Origin of the sequence: Scytonema hankhaensis NUACC26 (assembly GCF_045865695.1) — a bacterium.
In the GTDB taxonomy this organism is placed as follows: domain Bacteria; phylum Cyanobacteriota; class Cyanobacteriia; order Cyanobacteriales; family Nostocaceae; genus Scytonema.
Genome location: NZ_BAACAP010000094.1, coordinates 1 through 17,753, shown reverse-complemented (window position 1 = coordinate 17,753; position 17,753 = coordinate 1). Strand labels below are relative to the sequence as shown.

Annotated in this window: 19 protein-coding genes; 13 read left to right on the top strand and 6 right to left on the bottom strand. The window is 42.6% G+C overall.

Annotation, left to right across the window (positions count from 1 at the left end; all coding sequences use genetic code 11):
- Window positions 1-517: PEP/pyruvate-binding domain-containing protein (locus tag ACKTT2_RS03835; RefSeq protein WP_407884147.1), on the bottom strand; the 517-nt coding region annotated here is incomplete at its 3' end.
- Window positions 518-591: 74 nt separating this feature from the next.
- On the opposite strand from ACKTT2_RS03835, the gene ACKTT2_RS03830 reads away from it, so the two are divergent.
- A complete protein-coding gene (locus ACKTT2_RS03830; protein ID WP_407884145.1) occupies window positions 592-858 on the top strand; it encodes a Precorrin-3B methylase in 267 nt (88 codons plus the stop codon).
- Between the two features lie 22 nt (window positions 859-880).
- Here the strand turns inward: ACKTT2_RS03830 and ACKTT2_RS03825 are convergent, their stop codons facing one another.
- Both ACKTT2_RS03825 and ACKTT2_RS03820 read right to left on the bottom strand, forming a co-directional pair.
- The gene (locus tag ACKTT2_RS03825) at window positions 881-1,339 is read right to left on the bottom strand and encodes a hypothetical protein (protein ID WP_407884143.1); all 459 of its coding nucleotides are present in this window, start codon (window positions 1,337-1,339) and stop codon (window positions 881-883) included.
- Between the two features lie 54 nt (window positions 1,340-1,393).
- On the bottom strand, window positions 1,394-2,164 hold the full coding sequence (locus ACKTT2_RS03820) for a hypothetical protein (protein ID WP_407884141.1): 771 nt from the start codon (window positions 2,162-2,164) through the stop codon (window positions 1,394-1,396).
- Window positions 2,165-2,766: 602 nt separating this feature from the next.
- Here ACKTT2_RS03820 and ACKTT2_RS03815 point away from each other — a divergent pair.
- The 5 genes from ACKTT2_RS03815 to ACKTT2_RS03795 all read left to right on the top strand — a co-directional run bounded on the left by ACKTT2_RS03815 (window position 2,767) and on the right by ACKTT2_RS03795 (window position 7,400).
- Entirely contained in the window at window positions 2,767-3,066 is a 300-nt protein-coding gene (locus ACKTT2_RS03815) for a DUF499 family protein (protein ID WP_407884139.1), read from the top strand.
- A complete protein-coding gene (locus ACKTT2_RS03810; protein WP_407884151.1) occupies window positions 3,020-6,001 on the top strand; it encodes an ATP-binding protein in 2,982 nt (993 codons plus the stop codon). The genes ACKTT2_RS03815 and ACKTT2_RS03810 overlap by 47 nt, the downstream gene beginning before the upstream one ends.
- Before the next feature lie 2 nt (window positions 6,002-6,003).
- Entirely contained in the window at window positions 6,004-6,435 is a 432-nt protein-coding gene (locus ACKTT2_RS03805) for a DUF7680 family protein (protein ID WP_407884137.1), read from the top strand.
- Window positions 6,436-6,750: 315 nt separating this feature from the next.
- Window positions 6,751-6,969 (top strand): transferase hexapeptide repeat containing protein, encoded by a 219-nt coding sequence (locus ACKTT2_RS03800; protein ID WP_407884135.1) that lies wholly within the window; start codon window positions 6,751-6,753, stop codon window positions 6,967-6,969.
- Complete coding sequence (locus tag ACKTT2_RS03795; protein ID WP_407884133.1) at window positions 6,966-7,400, top strand: type II toxin-antitoxin system VapC family toxin; 435 nt, start codon at window positions 6,966-6,968, stop codon at window positions 7,398-7,400. Before ACKTT2_RS03800 ends, ACKTT2_RS03795 begins: the two co-directional genes overlap by 4 nt.
- A gap of 163 nt (window positions 7,401-7,563) precedes the next feature.
- Here ACKTT2_RS03795 and ACKTT2_RS03790 read toward each other — a convergent pair whose 3' ends face one another.
- Entirely contained in the window at window positions 7,564-8,841 is a 1,278-nt protein-coding gene (locus ACKTT2_RS03790; RefSeq protein ID WP_407884131.1) for a ThiF family adenylyltransferase, read from the bottom strand.
- Between the two features lie 83 nt (window positions 8,842-8,924).
- On the opposite strand from ACKTT2_RS03790, the gene ACKTT2_RS03785 reads away from it, so the two are divergent.
- From ACKTT2_RS03785 to lpxD, 7 genes are all read left to right on the top strand, one after another.
- Window positions 8,925-9,407, top strand: coding sequence for a hypothetical protein (locus ACKTT2_RS03785; protein WP_407884129.1), 483 nt, complete (start codon window positions 8,925-8,927; stop codon window positions 9,405-9,407).
- Entirely contained in the window at window positions 9,341-9,850 is a 510-nt protein-coding gene (locus tag ACKTT2_RS03780) for an NB-ARC domain-containing protein (protein ID WP_407884127.1), read from the top strand. The genes ACKTT2_RS03785 and ACKTT2_RS03780 overlap by 67 nt, the downstream gene beginning before the upstream one ends.
- Window positions 9,851-9,880: 30 nt before the next feature.
- Window positions 9,881-10,438 carry a hypothetical protein gene (locus tag ACKTT2_RS03775; RefSeq protein WP_407884125.1) on the top strand — a complete coding sequence of 186 codons (558 nt, stop codon included), beginning with the start codon at window positions 9,881-9,883 and terminating at the stop codon, window positions 10,436-10,438.
- A gap of 820 nt (window positions 10,439-11,258) precedes the next feature.
- Complete coding sequence (locus ACKTT2_RS03770) at window positions 11,259-12,023, top strand: phospholipase D-like domain-containing protein (RefSeq protein WP_407884123.1); 765 nt, start codon at window positions 11,259-11,261, stop codon at window positions 12,021-12,023.
- Window positions 12,024-12,616: 593 nt separating this feature from the next.
- The gene (locus ACKTT2_RS03765) at window positions 12,617-12,871 is read left to right on the top strand and encodes a hypothetical protein (RefSeq protein WP_407884121.1); all 255 of its coding nucleotides are present in this window, start codon (window positions 12,617-12,619) and stop codon (window positions 12,869-12,871) included.
- A 3-nt stretch (window positions 12,872-12,874) separates the two neighbouring features.
- Window positions 12,875-14,140, top strand: a complete 1,266-nt coding sequence (gene mltA / locus ACKTT2_RS03760; protein ID WP_407884119.1) for a murein transglycosylase A — start codon at window positions 12,875-12,877, stop codon at window positions 14,138-14,140.
- Window positions 14,141-14,331: 191 nt separating this feature from the next.
- Window positions 14,332-15,375, top strand: coding sequence for a UDP-3-O-(3-hydroxymyristoyl)glucosamine N-acyltransferase (lpxD, locus tag ACKTT2_RS03755; protein ID WP_407884117.1), 1,044 nt, complete (start codon window positions 14,332-14,334; stop codon window positions 15,373-15,375).
- Window positions 15,376-15,447: 72 nt separating this feature from the next.
- On the opposite strand, the gene ACKTT2_RS03750 is transcribed toward lpxD, so the two are convergent.
- A complete protein-coding gene (locus tag ACKTT2_RS03750) occupies window positions 15,448-16,779 on the bottom strand; it encodes a hypothetical protein (protein WP_407884149.1) in 1,332 nt (443 codons plus the stop codon).
- A gap of 104 nt (window positions 16,780-16,883) precedes the next feature.
- Window positions 16,884-17,753: ATP-binding cassette domain-containing protein (locus ACKTT2_RS03745; RefSeq protein ID WP_407884115.1), on the bottom strand; the 870-nt coding region annotated here is incomplete at its 5' end.

The window sequence follows — 17,753 nt, the reverse complement described above, 5'->3', positions numbered from 1 at the left end:
GGTGGTCGAAGCCGTTTTGAAGGCGGTAGGTTACTGCCCTCTCGGTAAATAGCGATGCCCAGCACTTGCTGATGTGCTTTAAGATTGCCACATGACCGATAATGTTCAAATATGTATCCTGCTGGCCTGCAAAGGAGGCCGTCAGTAAATCCTCTGCAGTTGCGCTCGATCGTACTGCATAGGCATTTTTTTCTCCAAGCTTAGAGAGAAGGCGAGCGATCTCTTCATTAATGTCTTCAGGGATGGCTATCCCTTCGATGACCCTGCGAATCTCACCGCTAAGTTCACTGATTTTATCCCGGTCATCCACCAATAGATGCGATAACCGAGCGAGTAATTCGTTAATCGACGACGTTTCCCCAATGATTCTTTTAAAGGCTTCAGTAGAAATACAAAAGCCATCTGGTACGCGTATTCCTTCAATCTTGGAAAGTTCCCCCAGGTTCGCGCCTTTACCCCCAACAACCATGATTTTTGTTTTGTCAATGTCCTGAAAACCAAGCACATAAGAACTCATATATTTACCTGCTTCTAGTAACTACTCTTTATTAACCAGACTTGCTAGGATATTATCAGAACATTACATGGCATATGGCAAAGCAAGATGCTCCACTCACGGGAGTTGCATTGGTTAAAGAAGTTTGTAGGCGGATTCGAGTAGCCCGCAGCTATTGGGATGCTCATAATAATGCCGCTTGTCGGGGCGAACGCGATCGCGCTTTAGCTCTCTACAATACTCTCACCAAGGAGCAAAAAGAGCAAATTCCCCAAGTGTTGCGCGTATGGCTGCGCTATCGCAGCGAAAAATATTTTGGCGCACACCGGACGCCGCCTAAATCAGCACGAAAATCAAAATAATCTTTACTTGATAATTCATAATTCAGCGCCGCATTGCTTCTCGACCTAGAATGAACAGTCCTGCGACACCCAAGCAGACAAACCAAACATACTGATACCAATACCTGGCAATTTGCTGAACGGTATTCAATTCGGGGTGCAGCGTGTTCAGGTAAAGCAGCAGCACAACTGTCATCAACGCCCCAAATCCAACAAAGCTCAAACCCACTTGAATACGTGGCGATCGCAGTTCTACATCATCGATCGTTTCTAAGTCAATTTTTGCCACCTCTTTTAAAGACTCTTCTGCAACAGATGAAGCTGTTTCCACGTTCCTTGCTATCTTAGGTGGTAACACTGGTATAATCGCCGCTACAGCTGGGCGGCGCAACCAAGCCTCTGTATCCCGCAACACTTCTAATGGCTTGCGAGATACAGGTGGTTCGGCAAATGGGACTTTTTCTGAAGCAGTTTGGGTAGTCGCTTGAGGTTCAAAATCCATAGCTTTTTAGGGGGTAGGGGCTAGGGAAAAGGGATTTTCCCGTGAATGACTGTCTTAAACAAACAATTTAAATCTAAAAAGTTGGTTTTCTATTGCTAACGGTAAAATTTTACTAATTTCTTCGCTGTCTTGAAATTGTAAGATTTGTACCTTTTGTAAATCAAATGGGAACTGTCCTTGCAATTCAGAACGCTGCATTTGTGCTAGTAAAATTTGTTCCGTTTTCTTACATTGAAGAGCATAGCCAATTTCAACACAGACGTTTGGACTTGGTAATAATTGAGGGCTTTGCTGCCCATCCATGCTTGTAATAGGTGTAGCATCAGCAATAAATAACAAACTCTTGCGGATTTTTCGCATCATTGTAGAATTTAGTCTGAGAGGAGCATCTTTAGGTCGGAAAGACTCAACAAAGGATAATGGAATGCGCGATCGCAAATTCAAAATTTCCAAACTTTGAAGCACTGCTTCTCGTAATGCTTGACTCGCTACAGGATACTCAACTTGATGGCATAAAAAAATCACTGGATCTAACTGTGCTAATAAAACCTGCTTGGTAAAATACATTTCATGACTAATCAAGTCAATATTTGCCAAGCAATAACCGCCACTCCCCTCAATATAAAACTCAATATTTTCTCCTTCCAAGTAGCGCCCAAACCAAGTTGAGCTTTTCACTTGTTCGATATCTTCTAAAAAATCTGCTCTTAATCCAGTTTTTAAAAGGCTTCTTTTACTGAGCCGCAGATCCGGTAGACGTTTTTCCAGTTCGTGAATTGGCTCGTAGTTTTCTAAGTACCATGCTCTTAGAGCAATAATTGACATAAAGCGCTATTTTAACTGTCCCCTGTTTTCTAAAGTTTGTACAAGCTTACACCGAAGTGTTACTTGAAAAACAATAACACCCAAACCCCTACTCGATGAGTGACCTCCTCTCCTTGTTCATTTTAGCTAGGGATGTACTGAGTGCATCAACTCTTTACAAAAGAGAGGATTCAACAGTTACAGCGCCCCCTGTTGCTCACCACTTGAGGAAGTATCAACTTCAGGTTTGGGTGTTATTGTTTTTTGACGAGACAGATGTGAAGTGAACAGCGCTTTTACCTCTTTTTCTTACGTTTTGACTTGACACACTAGCTGTTTAATCTGCCAGGGAAGCTTTATTAGCTTCAATTATTAGAATAACACCTTAAAATTAGAGTTGTTTTATTTGCAACTAAACTTTACTTTGTTGGCAACTGAGAATAAATATTATATCATGCACGTTAGGCGATCGCCAAGCGCGTATATTTAAAAACAAAGTTGATAGTTCGTAGTAGAGGCTTTCTAAGAAATCAATTATCCATCTTGTGGGACGGGCGTCCTCGCCCGTTCTATACTAGTGGCGGGCGGGACGCCCGCACCACAAGAAAAAGTTAAATATTTTTATGCTTCCGTCAGTCTTCAAAACCTGTATTCCCAGAGAAGAAATATTAGCAGGGGAACTCTCGCCCGAATTATTCGCCGCCAAGCTACGATTAGTTGTGGAAGGAAAAGCGCCCCACGTCTACCAAGACCCCACAGCCTTTTTTGGCAATACTTTTGCCACCGCTGGGTTAAAAACTCTCATTTCTGAAGTCTTCGGAAGGTTGGTAGGTGCGGCAGTCGGCTCCCCCATTATACGACTGGAAACTAGCTTTGGTGGTGGTAAAACTCAGTCAGGAAATTGCTTTATGGCATATTGCTAAAAATGGACGAAGCATTCCCGGACTCGACCGTTTCGCCGATTTGAATTTCATTCCCGACCACCCCATTCAAGCCGCCGCCGTCGCCTGTCAAGACCTAGACCCAGTGAACGGCGTTTACCATGCGGATACAGGTGTTACCACCTACACCCTTTGGGGGGAAATTGCATATCAAATTGGTGGGGTAGCGGGCTACAGCTTGCTCAAAGGTTCTGACGAACAGCGAGTTAGTCCCGGAACAGTCGTTTTAGAAAGAATCATACACGGACAACCCACCGTCATCATCCTAGATGAAATCGCCAGATATTTGCGAGCAGCCAAAGCGACAGTTGTTGGTAACAGTGATTTAGCTCAACAAGTTGTGGCATTTTTATTCTCTTTAATGGACTTAGCCGCAGCTTGTAACAACCTCGTCTTTGTCTACACCCTCGCTTCCTGCAGTGACAGTTTCGGGGAAGAAACCACCGAAATCCGGGAAGCCATTTCCGCCACGGCTCGTCAAGAACGAATTCTCAAACCGAGTACCGATCTTGAAATATATAATATAGTTAAACAACGAGTCTTTAGCAGCATTCAAGCGGACGCCGCCACCAACGCCGCCAAAGAATATTTACAAAGTTATAAAGCCAGCCGCATCAATTTACCAGACGGGTGTAAAGACGCACGCTACGCAGAAAGTATCGAGCAGAGTTATCCCTTTCACCCCGAATTATTTACCCTGCTGACAAAAAAAATCGCCTCCATTCCCAACTTCCAACGCACCAGAGGGGCTTTGCGGTTATTTGCCAGAGTCATACGTTATTTGTGGGAAGATACTAGTGTATGGATACCTCTCATTCATCCCCACCACATACCCCTTGGTATAGAAGAAGAAATCACCAGCGATTTAACCGCCCGTTTGGAACGTCCTTTGTTGCGTATTACTCTCCAAGCAGACATTTACAATCCTACCGGGAGAGAAGCTCACGCCCAGTTACAAGATGGCGAATGGAAAGCAGCTGGTAAACCTCCCTTTTCCACCTGGGTTGCACGTACCATTTTCTTACACTCCATCAACCAAGGGACAGCAGCTGGTATTCGTCGCGCTGAATTAAATTTGTCTCTGCTGACACCAGGGTTAGAAATTGGTTTTGTCGATACGGCTTTAGAAAGACTGAGTGAAGTCGCTTGGTACTTGGAAAACGATCCCATGACAACTCTGGCTCGTTTCAAGGAAGAACCATCCATCAATAAAATTATTGCCGAAGAAAAAGCTCAAATTGGAATTACCGAGGCGAAAGACGATTTGCGAAATCGCCGCGATACCATTTTTGCTGATAAATTCTTCAAGCTTGTTTCCGCACCAGAGTCACCCGCAGATGTGGATGATGTCTCCGATAGCATCGCCCTCTGTTTAATTGACTTTAACAAAGCAACGATTTCTGCAACAACGGAAGGTCCGCCATCCATTGTGGAGAAAATTTTCAATGAAACAGGCGAGTCGGGTAAGTTTCGCACGTTTAGAAATCGCTTGTTATTCTTAGTCGCTAACAAGCAGGAATTAGAACGCGCAATTGACAATGCTAGGGAATTTCGTGCGATTCAGAACATTTTGAATTCTCCCAATCGCTTGCAAGATTTATCGGAAAGCCAGCTCAAACAACTCAAAGATAAAAAAGGTTCTCTCGATCTAGGGGTGAGAGTTTCCTTAACCAATGCCTACCGCCATTTATTTTACCCAGCTAACGACCCTGTAAAAGCTGCCAAAGGTTTGATGCACCATCCCCTCTCTGCACAAGATGCGAGTGATGTCAAGGGGAAAAACAACCAACAAGATGTGATTTTAAAGGCACTGAAAGATTGTCAAAAAATCCGTGCTGATGAAGCACCACCATATGCGCCTGCTTATATTTTGCAGAAAGTCTGGCTGGCTGGGTTAACTTATTGGACAACGAAAGCATTGAAAGAAGCTTTCGCCAAAGACTTAAGTTTAAATATACTCCTTGAAGGTGAAATCTCCAAGCTTCGAGATACCATTCGCTTGGGGTTGCAAACGGGGAGTTGGGATATGAAGGTGGGAGAAAAGGTATATGTGAAAACGGATGACGGTAAAATTAGCTTACCTGACTCCATTGAGTTTGACCATCGCATGGTACTTTACCGCCGAGGAATTCTCGAACTACCGAAACCGCGAGAAATTGAACTCAACGCCCAAGTCATGTCCAGTACCGATCGACTCAAACCCGTGCGGGTGCGGTGGAGAGCATTGGGAGCATTGACAATTAAGCTTTATCAAGATGGGAATGAGGTAGGCGGAGAATTTCGTCCTTCTGATGAGTACGAGATCGCGATCGCTAAAACCGTAACTTTTAAAATTATCGCTGACTATGGCAATGGTGAAGTAGAAGAAAGAGAAACCCAAGCCAAGGTATTGGTTTACGGTACTGGAAACCAACCCACTCCAGGAAGTCACGAAGCGACAAGTGGTTCTTGGGGCAATTATTCTTTATTCAAAGCAAAACCAGAAGAATTTGACTTAGAGGGTACTCCAAACAGCGTGTTTGCCCAATTGAGCGATCGCATCCTTGACAATCAAGCCCAAGGGATTCAGTCGCTCGAACTTTCCGTTGCAGAAGTGATGGACTACCGCAAATTGATGACAGCGTTTCCCCTGTTGATGAAATTTCCCATGCAAATCGACCAAGTAGCCACCATTAGCCTTGGAGAACAGTTTACACGATTGGAGTACCAAGGACCCTATAAAGGATTTCAGAGTTTTCAAGCGGCTATTAACACCTTACTTAGCAGTCCGGAGGTAAAAGCCGACGTATCCCTCAAACTCATATTTCAATTTGCATCACCAGTAGAACCAAACGGCACAGAAATCAGTAATATCAAAAGTACCCTGAATCGGAATCCGGTTGACAGGCTGAATTTGACAGCTAAAGTAACGTACTAGAGATGCAAGAATTTCAATTGCGAGTGATTCCTACAGACAACAATAACTTTGCCCTGGAGTTGTATCAATGTGCTTATAAGAAAGCCGGAGAAAAAAAGCGTCCTTCAGCAAAACGCATTGGTAGACTCAAGGGGAATGCATTAATGCAGGTGAAACAGGCAATTTATGATTGTTTAAAAGCGAATAATTATGACCCAAAAACTTTGACTCATAATCGCCAAACACCTTATATTTTAAATGAAGAATCGGGGATAAATTTGGCATTGTTGTTTCAAACCTTGCAGCCGCTTTCCAAAGTAGAACGTATTGCGAATATTGCACAGGGAATTAGGGCTATGAGTTATGAGGAATCCCATTATTGGTTTGCTAAAATTAGTAATGGGAAACGCAATCAGGCTTTGAAAGCAATTCGAGTTTTGCTTGGCGATCGCTAAGCACCTTCCTTCGTTCGTAGTTGCGCTTTAGCGCATGTATTTCAACTACCAACTAATGCAATCGCGGATACTCCTTTCCCCAAAAATTACTTAAAAAACCGCAGAGGCGCAGAGGACACAGAGAAAAGAGGAGAAGAAGAACGGTAATCTTATAGCACCAAAGGGGAATAAAACTGTTATACAAAATCCGGTTTTCTAACCCCTTTAGATTAAATAGCATTTCTACTGACTCCCCAGCTATAATATTTAGTCATGTTGACTAATAACAGTTAACTGAATTGAATATTTCCTTCATAAATCTCTCCCAATCAAGCTATGCTAGATGAATCTGCTTTAGAACAACGTTTAGTAAATCTGGAACACACGGTAGCCGAACTCAAGCGTCAGATGTCAGCAGTTCCAACAACAGATAATTGGCTAGAAAAAGTAACGGGTTCCGTTTCCGACGAGCAAACTTTTCTTGAAATTTTAGAGTATGGTAAATTCTTACGTCATGCAGATAAACCAGTAGATGAAACGAGCGAGCAAGAGTGAAGTACTTATTTGATACCGACCATATTAGTTTTTTACAACGGCGATCGGGTTCTGAATACGCAAGTTTAGCGGCTCGAATTGCCACATTTTCACCAGGAGATTTTGCTTTTTCTGTTATTAGCCTTCACGAGCAGGTTCTCGGTGCAAACGCTTTTATTAATCGCGCTCAAACATCGGCTGGAACAATTCGAGGATATGATACACTGCTAGAAATTCTTCAAAGTTTCTCCATTGCTCCAGTGTTACCATTTGACACAGGAGCAGCAGTAATCTTTGATGAACTAAGAGCACAACGCATTCGGATAGCTACAATGGACTTGCGAATCGCATCAATCGCTCTTGCAAGGGGTTTAATTTTATTAACCAGAAATACTCGTGATTTTAACCAAGTACCGGGTTTGATTACCGAAGATTGGACGGTTGACTCATAACTATGGACTCATGCAAGAACTCCAGTGTTACAAATAGAAAGCAGGCGTTGACTGCAAACACCTCCAATGGCATTTCTAGCTATCTCAATCCATAATGGTGAAAATAAGGTGTAGTAATACCAACTCTCCATGACTGACTCAACCCCAAAACGCCCCTCTGTCTTCATTGAAAAAATGATGCCCGTACAGGTATTAAACGAGCAAGTGATGACATTCGGCAGGGAAGACGAGAGCGATCGCCCCTAGCGCGACGACTCCGAGAAATGTTACTACAGTCCAAGCAATCGTTATTTGCACGCGGTTCCACATTGATAATGCTGCGTTCTCGTGCAAACCTGAATTGATGACACAATTGGAATTCTGCTGGATACAGCCCTGTAAACATCATCATAAAATCGTTCACAGCTTGCTCAGCAGACTTAACATTGAGTGTAATGACGCTAGGTTGAGCGATATCTTCATCCTCAACATATCTCTGAGTTCGCTGCTCTTTCTCACTCAAAGCTTCTTGTTGTAACCTACCAGCCGGAATCAATTCATGACAATGTAAGCAACCACCGTTAGCGTAAGGAAGTACAGGTCGAGTAGTAGTAAAAATATCGCTAATTTGCTTTGTTTGCTTATTCACAGAAACCTTAGCACCAATCTGAACTCCTGGAATCAGGTACTGATGCACCAGTGCGTTAAAAACTAGACGGCTTTGCATCGAGTCTGCTGCCAAGAATAAGAAATCAGCATCTACCAACAACCGTGCGATCGCTTCATCAACTATATTTCCCACAACTGCATCATAGCAGATGGAGGGATTGGCTTGTTTGGCAACCCGACGAGCAACATGAACTTTATGAGTAGCCAATTGCTTGCCAAGTTTTTGCAACCAAGGGATAGACTGTTTGATTAACCAAGTCATTGCATCCCTATGCGTTGCACCAACAATCCGGGGAAGATTAGTTAAATCAACGCGGTCAAAGTCGATAGCGACTATATGTCCAACTCCCAAGCGGGACAACCATTCATTGATTAATGAACCTCCTCCCCCAAGTCCGATGATTCCCACCTTTAAATTGGCAAAAATTTCTTGTCCAACATCACCAAACAATCGTGCATGGCGATCGTACATGGGATTAGTGGCACACACTTTAGCTTCAGGCGAAGGATAAAGTTGCCGAATATGTGAACCGATAATGGTCATGTGGTGGAGTTGAAACCGACCAGAGGAAGTCCAAATATCTCCTGCTACCGCGTTTTTGGCAAACACTAACGCCCCTACTGGACCACCACGAGTAATATCGAGCAGCGCTGGATATCCTCGTTCATGAGATGCTATATCATCAGTCGAAAAACAAACTTTATCTGTACCGCCATGACAGTGTACTGCCAGGTAGCAGAGATTTTGTTCTGCACAGTAACCCGATATCTTAGCTACAAACTGTGCAGTCAAGCCAATTCCGGATACTGAAAATAAGCGGGTTGATTTTGAATTGGTTAAAGGAAAAAAGGGGAGAGGGACAACAATTCAAACTGATGATGGTGAATACAATCCAGATGATCTTAACAGCAGATTCTCGTCCTGTGGCTGATAAAGTAGCACATCCCTATCCAGCTGCTAATAAAGAAGAACTAGAAGATACTTCACGCCGCATTAAACCCCCTGGTATTGACTTGTGCTTAACCGCTTACGGTTGTGCGTTAAGCGTCTTTACCCACCATAGTTCCATCCTCGACAGTGCAGGTAATCCAGTTGAACCCAAAGCAGCATTTGAAGAAGTACGCCAAGCGATCGTCGAATACCGACTGCAAAGTTTGTTAGAAGGTAAAGACTTCAACGGTATCGACCCCTTAACCCAATGGTATCTTCTAGCATGGGATACCTTTGAAGCAAGAGAATTTCCCTTCGATGAAGCCAGACAACTTGCATTAGTGCCACCCGTGAGAGCTTTATGGGTCGTCGCCGCGAACTTCAAAAGTGCTTGCGAGTCCTTAAAACCTTTCCCAACTCTGAAATAGGAGTATTGATTCAGGGATGGGGAGGTAATGGAAAAAGTACAATCGCTGCCAGGTTATGCGATCGCCTTTCAGACTATGAAAAGGTTGTTTGGTGGCGACAAGTCGATGAAACCAGTCTAGTTAATAAGTTGGCAGCTCATTTAAGAAATAGAGAGCAAAGAATCGCCCTGAAAAACGGTCAAGACGAGTTAAAATATCGCTTACGAGACACTTTGGAAACGGTTTCCCCTTTATTATTTATCTTTGATGATTTTGAATGGAACTTGGACTATCGACAAGGTAAGTACATACTCACGCCAGAGTTAGCAGAAATCTTAACAGCATTAGACTGGGCAATTCGGAAGACAAATTATTACCATCGAATCATCATTACTTGTCGTTATGAATTTGATTCCGATTTACTGCGCTCATTCTATTGTTTGAGGAGCTTACGCTCTCTGTAGAAAGCGGACTTACAGAAGAAGTTGAGACGTTTGGATAATTTCAACTCGGATAAGATAGATGAAAGTTACATCGAACGCGCCCTAAAATTAGCTGATGGCAATCCCCGTTTACTAGAATGGCTTAATAATGAAGTTCTCTCAGGCGACGCTATTAATACTAAACTTAGTCAGTATGAAAACAGGTCGGAGGAATGGAAGGAAAAAATTATTTGGGAATTGGAAAATCAACCGAAATTACAGCTTGATGAAGTCATTGAGAGAGTAATCAGCCCTTTGCTAGTTTATGAAATTCCTGTTCCGCTATCAGCTTTATCAGTTTTGTCTGAGCTAATTTCTTGTTATCAAGAACAATTGAAAAGAGCAATAAATTTAGGACTGATAGAAGTTAGTCTTGAACCAGACGAAACCAAACAGATTTATCGAGTTTCGCGTATCTTACCTCACATAATACCCACTATTCGGTTACCCGAAAAACCAAAAGTATATTCATTGTATCGTAAAGCCTCAGATAAACACTTTCTAGAAAACATAAGCAGTTCACCAATTTCGATACCTCGAACAACTTCATTTTTACTTTGGGTTTCATAACAGTGTGCCATGACAAACTTTTCCGCAACCGCCTGAACTTCTGTGGTTAAAGGTTCCCATTAATCCCAAGGCAATTGCATCTGTCCTGGTGATGTCTTTCTCTTCTTCCCCTTCTCTGTGCAGGTAGCGGCGTGTTATGGGATAGCGAAAAGCACGGAGGTGAGCCAGTATGAATGGCTGCTAAACTAGCGGGGGATATGTGTCAAACTGATAGAGAACTGAGAGAAGAGAAGATGGAGAAATTCAACCCCGATTGTAGCGACGTGCCATCTGAGGGATTTTCCGCTAACATAACCAACGAATTAAGGCGTTGCTGAATTTGGTAATGAATTATGGTTATAGCACGTTTTTCAATTTCCTACAAATCCCCGTAGAGACGCGATTAATCGCGTCTCTACATCAACGGGAATCTTGAAATTCATATCTTGATTCAGTAACGCCCGAATTAAAATTCCTAGAGAATTTAAAGCATTGGCAAGTCCTTGTCAATGAATATAAAACTATTTACCTAAGATGCTCGAACTCCGAGCGCCATATAGATTTTTTTGAGTTTTTGAGAGTCCCCGAAAGCATCTTTTTAACTTATGATTGGGCAACTCCAGAATGTTTTTACGAATTAATAGGAGTGGTGCGAGTGTTATGTAGAATCAGAAATAAATATATTTTGCACAGGCAATATCCCTTACAATTGCCGTTGATTGGAGAAATTCCACAGGATTTACTACAAGGAATTACCAAAATTTACAACCGCACAATTAACGAAGGACGAAACAAGAGGAGATAGAGAAGATTTTGTATGATTTTTGGATTGCCCTAAGATATGCCGAAATTTTTACGGGAATACCCTTGGAAAATCAGCTACTCCAGTAACACCCACAATACGATCGCTGATTTCTACATCCCTGCTTTAGAGTGTACCATCCAATACGATCGCAAAGCTGGCTTTTTTAGCAGTGCCATATTGAGTAAAGTCGCCCGTGGCTTAGGAGCAATGCTACACAATCAAGGGCGAATGCGGTTAATCATGGGCTGTCAGTTTAGCCCAATGGCACAACTGAAAGAGAAGACCAAATCCTTGATTCTTCTTTCAGCAACTCCCATGCAAATTGACCCGATAGAAGTCTTCGATTTGTTAAACCTACTTGGATTACAAGGACATTGGAGTTATGGAGATAACTTTTGTCATTATTTCGCCTCGCTACAAGCTACTGTCAAACAGGAAATCATTCATTTTTGGCAAGTCATGTCCAGCGATTATTTCCAGCGTGGCGGACAGCCTTGCCCCAGATTATCACAGTTTCTAACCAAGAGCGAATGCCTACGGCACGGCTTCGCCGAACGCATCCTCGCATACAAAATTCAAGACATTTGGCAACGAGGGAAAAAAATCGCCAATCACAAACAACTCTTAGCAGATGAAAACTTTATCAATACCTCACGCCAATACCTGACAATCAACACTCCTCTCAAAGACTTAATGTTCCGCCACACCCGCGACACTTTACGACAATACTATCGCTTGGGACTGCTAGAACGGGATATTCCGACTAGAGTTGTGCAAGATAACGCCATTACCGCTCGATAAAGTCTACGATGAATTACAAAAACCAGAATTACACGGTTACTTTTTCCCCCAGTATTTTTGATGAAATGCCTTCATTACGATTCATGAATTTTGGCGACCCTTTGTTTGAAGAATTCTTGAAATTTAATTGAAGTTCTACAGAAAAGAATAGCGCTAACCTTCCAAAATTTCTAAGATGTATTGCAGTAGGTGCTCCTGCAACTTAGTACAGGATTCCACAAGTTCGTAACGAATTAAAAATCACCCCATTCGTTCGTAGTTGCGATGCATACGAAGACAGCGCTACTACGAACCTCAACGCTACGAATTTATGAAAAGCTGTACTTGTAAAAGAAGAGGTAATAAATAATACTCAATCCCCAATCCCCATCGCCCCTTATCCCCAGAGGGGACCCCGAGTTCCCCAATCCCCATTGCCCCTCAACAAGGAGGGGGCCCCGAGTTCCCCAATCCCCAATCCCCAAAATCGGGAACTGTTGACAAGCGAGTTGCCGTCATTCTCCCTTGTCTCGATCTTCAGGGTATTTCCCCTTCCCATTCCGGGGATGCGTGGTTGACAATGGGTAGGATGTTTTTCAATATGGTTTAAAGTTATGCCCAAAACAGCTAATGAGTACGCAGTACACCTACTTATCGAAGGTGGACACCGAGAAGAAGTCCGTTTTCCCACTATTCAAGATTTTCAAAAATGGTATAGTGGGGAACTTATGCCTAAAAGTGCTTCTAACGACTTTATTAGCGTACCGATTAAGAATATTCAAGGCGAATATATGGTAGTGCGTCCCGCTCAGATTCTTGCTATCCGAGTGGAACCTGTTTTTAGTTCTAGTGTGGAAAGATTTGCATAGGTCATGAAAAGAACGCTTGCTTTAGTTTCTTTAGTTTCTCTAAGTTTGGGAATTACTCTAATCGCTCCGGTATTGTCGGTGTTTGCTCAAATTCCTATCTATCCACCCTATCCAACACAAAATCGACCTGAAACCAGGTCGCCAGAACCAAGCCATCCTGCAGGACATTCACCGCTAGTCCCGGTTGAGCCTGTTGTTGACTGTACTTCAGCTTTTAGATGTTTGGGTTATGACGAACAAATTTGGAGTGCAGGCGGTAGACAGGGTGATTGGAAGGCGCTGTTAACATCTATAGACAACAGTTTGCGTTATTTAGCAACTAAAGAAGCTATCGCAGCATACCAGAACTATCCTGTTAGAGAGTTTACTCTCGATCGCGTTCGTAGGAGTTTGTTGCGCTTCCGCGAGCTTGTTGTCAGTGCTAAATCACCTACAGATCTGCAAGCTGCTGTGAATCGAGAGTTTACTTTCTACCAGTCTGTTGGGAACGATGGTAATGGAACTGTTAAGTTTACTGCTTACTATCAACCAGTTTATTCTGCTAGTCGAACTCGCACTTCGGTTTATAAGTATCCAGTTTATGCTTTGCCACCTAATTTCAAGCAGTGGGCAAAACCACACCCAAAACGAGTTCAGTTGGAAGGAAGAAATGGTTTGCTAGGCAATCAAAGCCGCTTGCGTGGTTTGGAATTATTTTGGTTTCGCGATCGCTTGGATGCATACTTGATTCATATCCAAGGTTCTGCTCAACTCAACTTAACTGATGGCTCTGTGACATCTATTGGTTATGCAGGCGCAACAGATTATCCCTGGACAAGTATCGGAGGACAACTCATCAAAGATGGCAGACTCCCTGCAAAGGGTTTAACAATGCCAGTCATGATTAAATATTTCAAGCAAAATCCTATGGCAATGAACGCTTATCTTCCACGCTGGGAACGGTTTATTTTCTTTAAAGAAACTAACGGCGAACAAGCTAGGGGAAGCATTCGCGTACCAGTGACAGCAGAACGTTCTATTGCCACAGACAAATCTCTTATGCCACCAGGAGCATTAGCGCTCATTAACGCTAACTTCCCCTATCCTAATGACAGCGAACGCTTAACTTACCGTACTGTAAACCGCTACGTACTCGACCAAGACACCGGAAGTGCAATCAAAGGTCCGGGACGGGTGGATTATTTTATGGGTACTGGTAAACTAGCAGGCGATCGTGCTGGTGTAACAGGTGGGAATGGCACGTTATATTATTTATTGCTGAAAGAGTAGAGAATGGGGACTGGGGAACTCGGGGCCCCCTCCTTGTTGAGGGGCAATGGGGACTGGGAACTAGAAATTTCTATCCCCCTTCGGGTTCGCAGTCCCCTACGGAGGGAAACCCTCCTTCAGGGCTGTCTCACCAATCGCCAATCACCAATCGCCAATCCCTTTGCCATCCATCACGACCGCGACTTATAACAATGAAATTTAGCGAAATTATCCAAAAACTTGGTGATACTGTTGCTTCCAATAGCCTAAGTTTTAACATAGACCTTGACCCGGAAATTACAGGGTTAGCACCTGTTGATGAAGCAACTAATAATACTCTCAGCTACATAGAAGGAGCAAAATTTGCCTCTTGGGTTGGGAAAACAAACGCTGGCGCTCTAATTTTGCCTAAGGATGAAGCGTTACAAGCACAAGCACAGGAGCGAGGTATTGTTTGGATCGCCGCGCCCGAACCACGGCTTGCATTTGCTCGAGTCATTGCTCTGTTTTACCAACCTTGGCGTCCGGTTTCAGAAATTCATCCCACTGCTGTTATTCACCCAACCGCTAAAATTGGTCAAAATGTTGCCATTGGTGCTCATGTTGTCATTCAGCCGGATGTAGAAATTGGGGATGGCGTTTGTATCCATCCTAATGTAGTCATTTATCCAAATTCTCAAATAGGCGATCGCACAACTTTACACGCCAATTGTACTATTCACGAACGCACTCGTATTGGTGCAGATTGTGTCATTCATAGTGGTGCTGTCATCGGTGCTGAAGGCTTTGGTTTTGTTCCTAGTGCCAAGGGTTGGGTGAAAATGGAGCAATCTGGCTGTACAGTGTTGGAAGATGGTGTAGAAGTGGGATGCAATAGTGCGATCGACCGTCCTGCTGTCGGAGAAACACGGGTAGGTCGCAACACAAAGATTGATAATTTAGTCCAAATAGGTCATGGTTGCCAAATAGGTGCTGGTTGTGCTCTTGCAGGTCAATCTGCAATGGCAGGAGGTGCTAAACTTGGTAAAGGCGTTATCTTAGCTGGTCAAGCCGGAGTTAGCAACCAAGTGAAGATGGGCGATCGTTCGATCGCATCTGCACAAGCAGGGGTTCATAGTGATGTTGCTCCTGGAGAAATTGTTTCTGGTGCTCCTGCTATACCTTATAAAAGCTATTTGAAGGTATCAGCTATTTTGAATCGCTTACCTGATATGTATCAAACTTTAAAACAGTTACAACGGAAATTTAATAGTTAGTGGTTATATTGTACCTTTGCTAACCATGAATCAAGCTCATGACCATGAGGAGGGATATAATCCCTACCTAAACTACAAAAGCTGAAAACCTTTTGTTGACTTTTGATGTTTACCTTTAGGCTTAGATTTACTCATCTCAACCACTACTTCCTGAAATAAATTATGCAGATGTATTGGGACACTAGCAATTTCTGGTAACTCTGGTTCTAGAGGCTTGTCTAATTTTACCAACAGTGCATCTAGGTCGGTTTGTAGCCGAAACTTTGGACGTTGTATAACTATTTGTAACACTTTTTCTAACTGTATTGGGTACTGTTGGGCTAATCGATGCCAAATAGAAGCATTTATACTTCGATCTTCCAAGTAAAAATGAATGAGTTTTTTAGCCCCTTCTATACTTTGCCAAGCCTCTGTTGCTAAAATAGCTTTTATTTTGGTATATGTTGGGAGAAACATCTGTCCCCAACGAGGATGAGAAAGGGCCGTCAACTGTTCTGCTTTCTTAAGTTCAGCAGGTAAATCCACTTTTGGTATCATCATTTTACTGGTGTCTTTCTGAGGATTAAACATTTGCGTTACTGTATTGGGTTTGACACCCAATTCTTCAGTGATTTTTTTGATATCCTCTTCAGCAACACCAGCATATGTTGCTATTTCTTCCAATGATTTTAAAGAGTCTATACCTGCTGCCTTCAGGTATGTTTGTGCTAGAATTTCTTGAAAATCAGCAATTTTTTGATTGAGTCGATATCCTGGCATTGTAACTTCGTCACTACCAAAAAATTCCACAAATTGCTGATGATAGTGCTCCACCGATCGCCAAGCTTCTTCTAACAACTCCGGCGCATCCCCGTAGAGTTGGTCTTTATAATTGTCCTTAAAGTTACCAATAGCTACAGCCAGTTTTGTTTTACCTAACTTTCCCATGAGCATATAAAAACCGGAGAAAGTCCAGTAAGTATCAGTAACAGGAGCAATGCGAGTCAGTATAATTTCTCCTTTTCTTAATCGAGATGTATCTTGTTTGGCTCGATTATTGTTTAACTTGACAATATAGTGTTTGGCTGTTAACCAATTCATTAGTTCAAAGCCATCGGGGAAGATGTTTTGAACAGCAAATAAGCCAGTAAATGTAAGATGCCAATTTTTAATCAACTGACGCTCTTCATTCGTTAACTGAGGATGGCTTTGGATAAATAAATCGAGCACAGTGTATTTTCCAAGTCTCCCTTCTGTAATAAAGGAGTCAATGATGTGGTCTTTGTAGAAATTATCTTTGTTACCACTTTTAGACTTTTTCGCAGTATAGATTTCTAGTGCTTTTGCAAGTTCATTGTCTGCATCAAAAACAAAATTTGTTAAGGCTTGTTGTAGTTGGTGCGATCGCTCTAGTATGGCATCCACTCGTTTATCTTTATAACCCGACATTATATAAATTAGAGGTTCATGGAAAGATTAAGCATCTGCGTTGAGTAAGATACAACGTAAAGAGTTTTTGTAACAGAACCTTAAACTCTAACCCATTTCAACACCTTCGTGTCTTTGCTATAGCGGTAGGTTTCGCCATCCTTAGTCGTAATGGGTTTGCCAAGGCTTGCCTTGCTTCTGATAGTGTTAATGTAAATGCCTGTTAATCTCTGCATTTCCTGGTGAGAAAGCCCTGCACTTGCGCTGCTTTCTGATTGACTGAGGGATTGGTTCTGGGATGAAATATCTATTGTAATTCGAGGGTTTTCCGGAGAAGTAGTTTCTTTGACTTCTGGAAGTTGAGATTGTTGAGGAGGATTAGTCATAATTTCTCCAGCTTTTTGACGGCGGTAATCCTGCACGCTTAGAAGTCGCCAACTGGAATCTTGTGAAAGTTCCAAAACCCATTGATGATAATTAAATAAACTTTCTCGATGCCCAACACTGATAAAAGTTGTTTTCGTTTCTTGCAATTGTTGATATAAATTGCCTTCATTGTTCAAATCCAAAGCACTCGTTGCTTCATCTAAAATAGTAAAGCTAGGATGAGTAATTAACAATCGTGCAAAAGCAAGACGTTGTTGTTCTCCCAGCGATAAGATATTTTCCCAAGGAACTTCTGTATCAAAGCCATCGATTCGAGTCAGCAAGTTTTGCAGGTTGACTTGTCGCAAAACTTCTTCAAGTTCCCGATCGCTCATTTGACGATTTGTCTGAGGATAGAGTAACTGTTCGCGCAATGTTCCCAGAATTATATAAGGACGTTGGGGCAAAAATAAGATTTCTTGTCGATCTGGTCGCACTATGCGACCAGTTCCCGCATTCCACAAACCAGCGATCGCTCTCACATTCTCCCAAAATTGATTAATACTTGGAGAAGAATCATTCGTTGAGGTTTTATCAAGAAAACT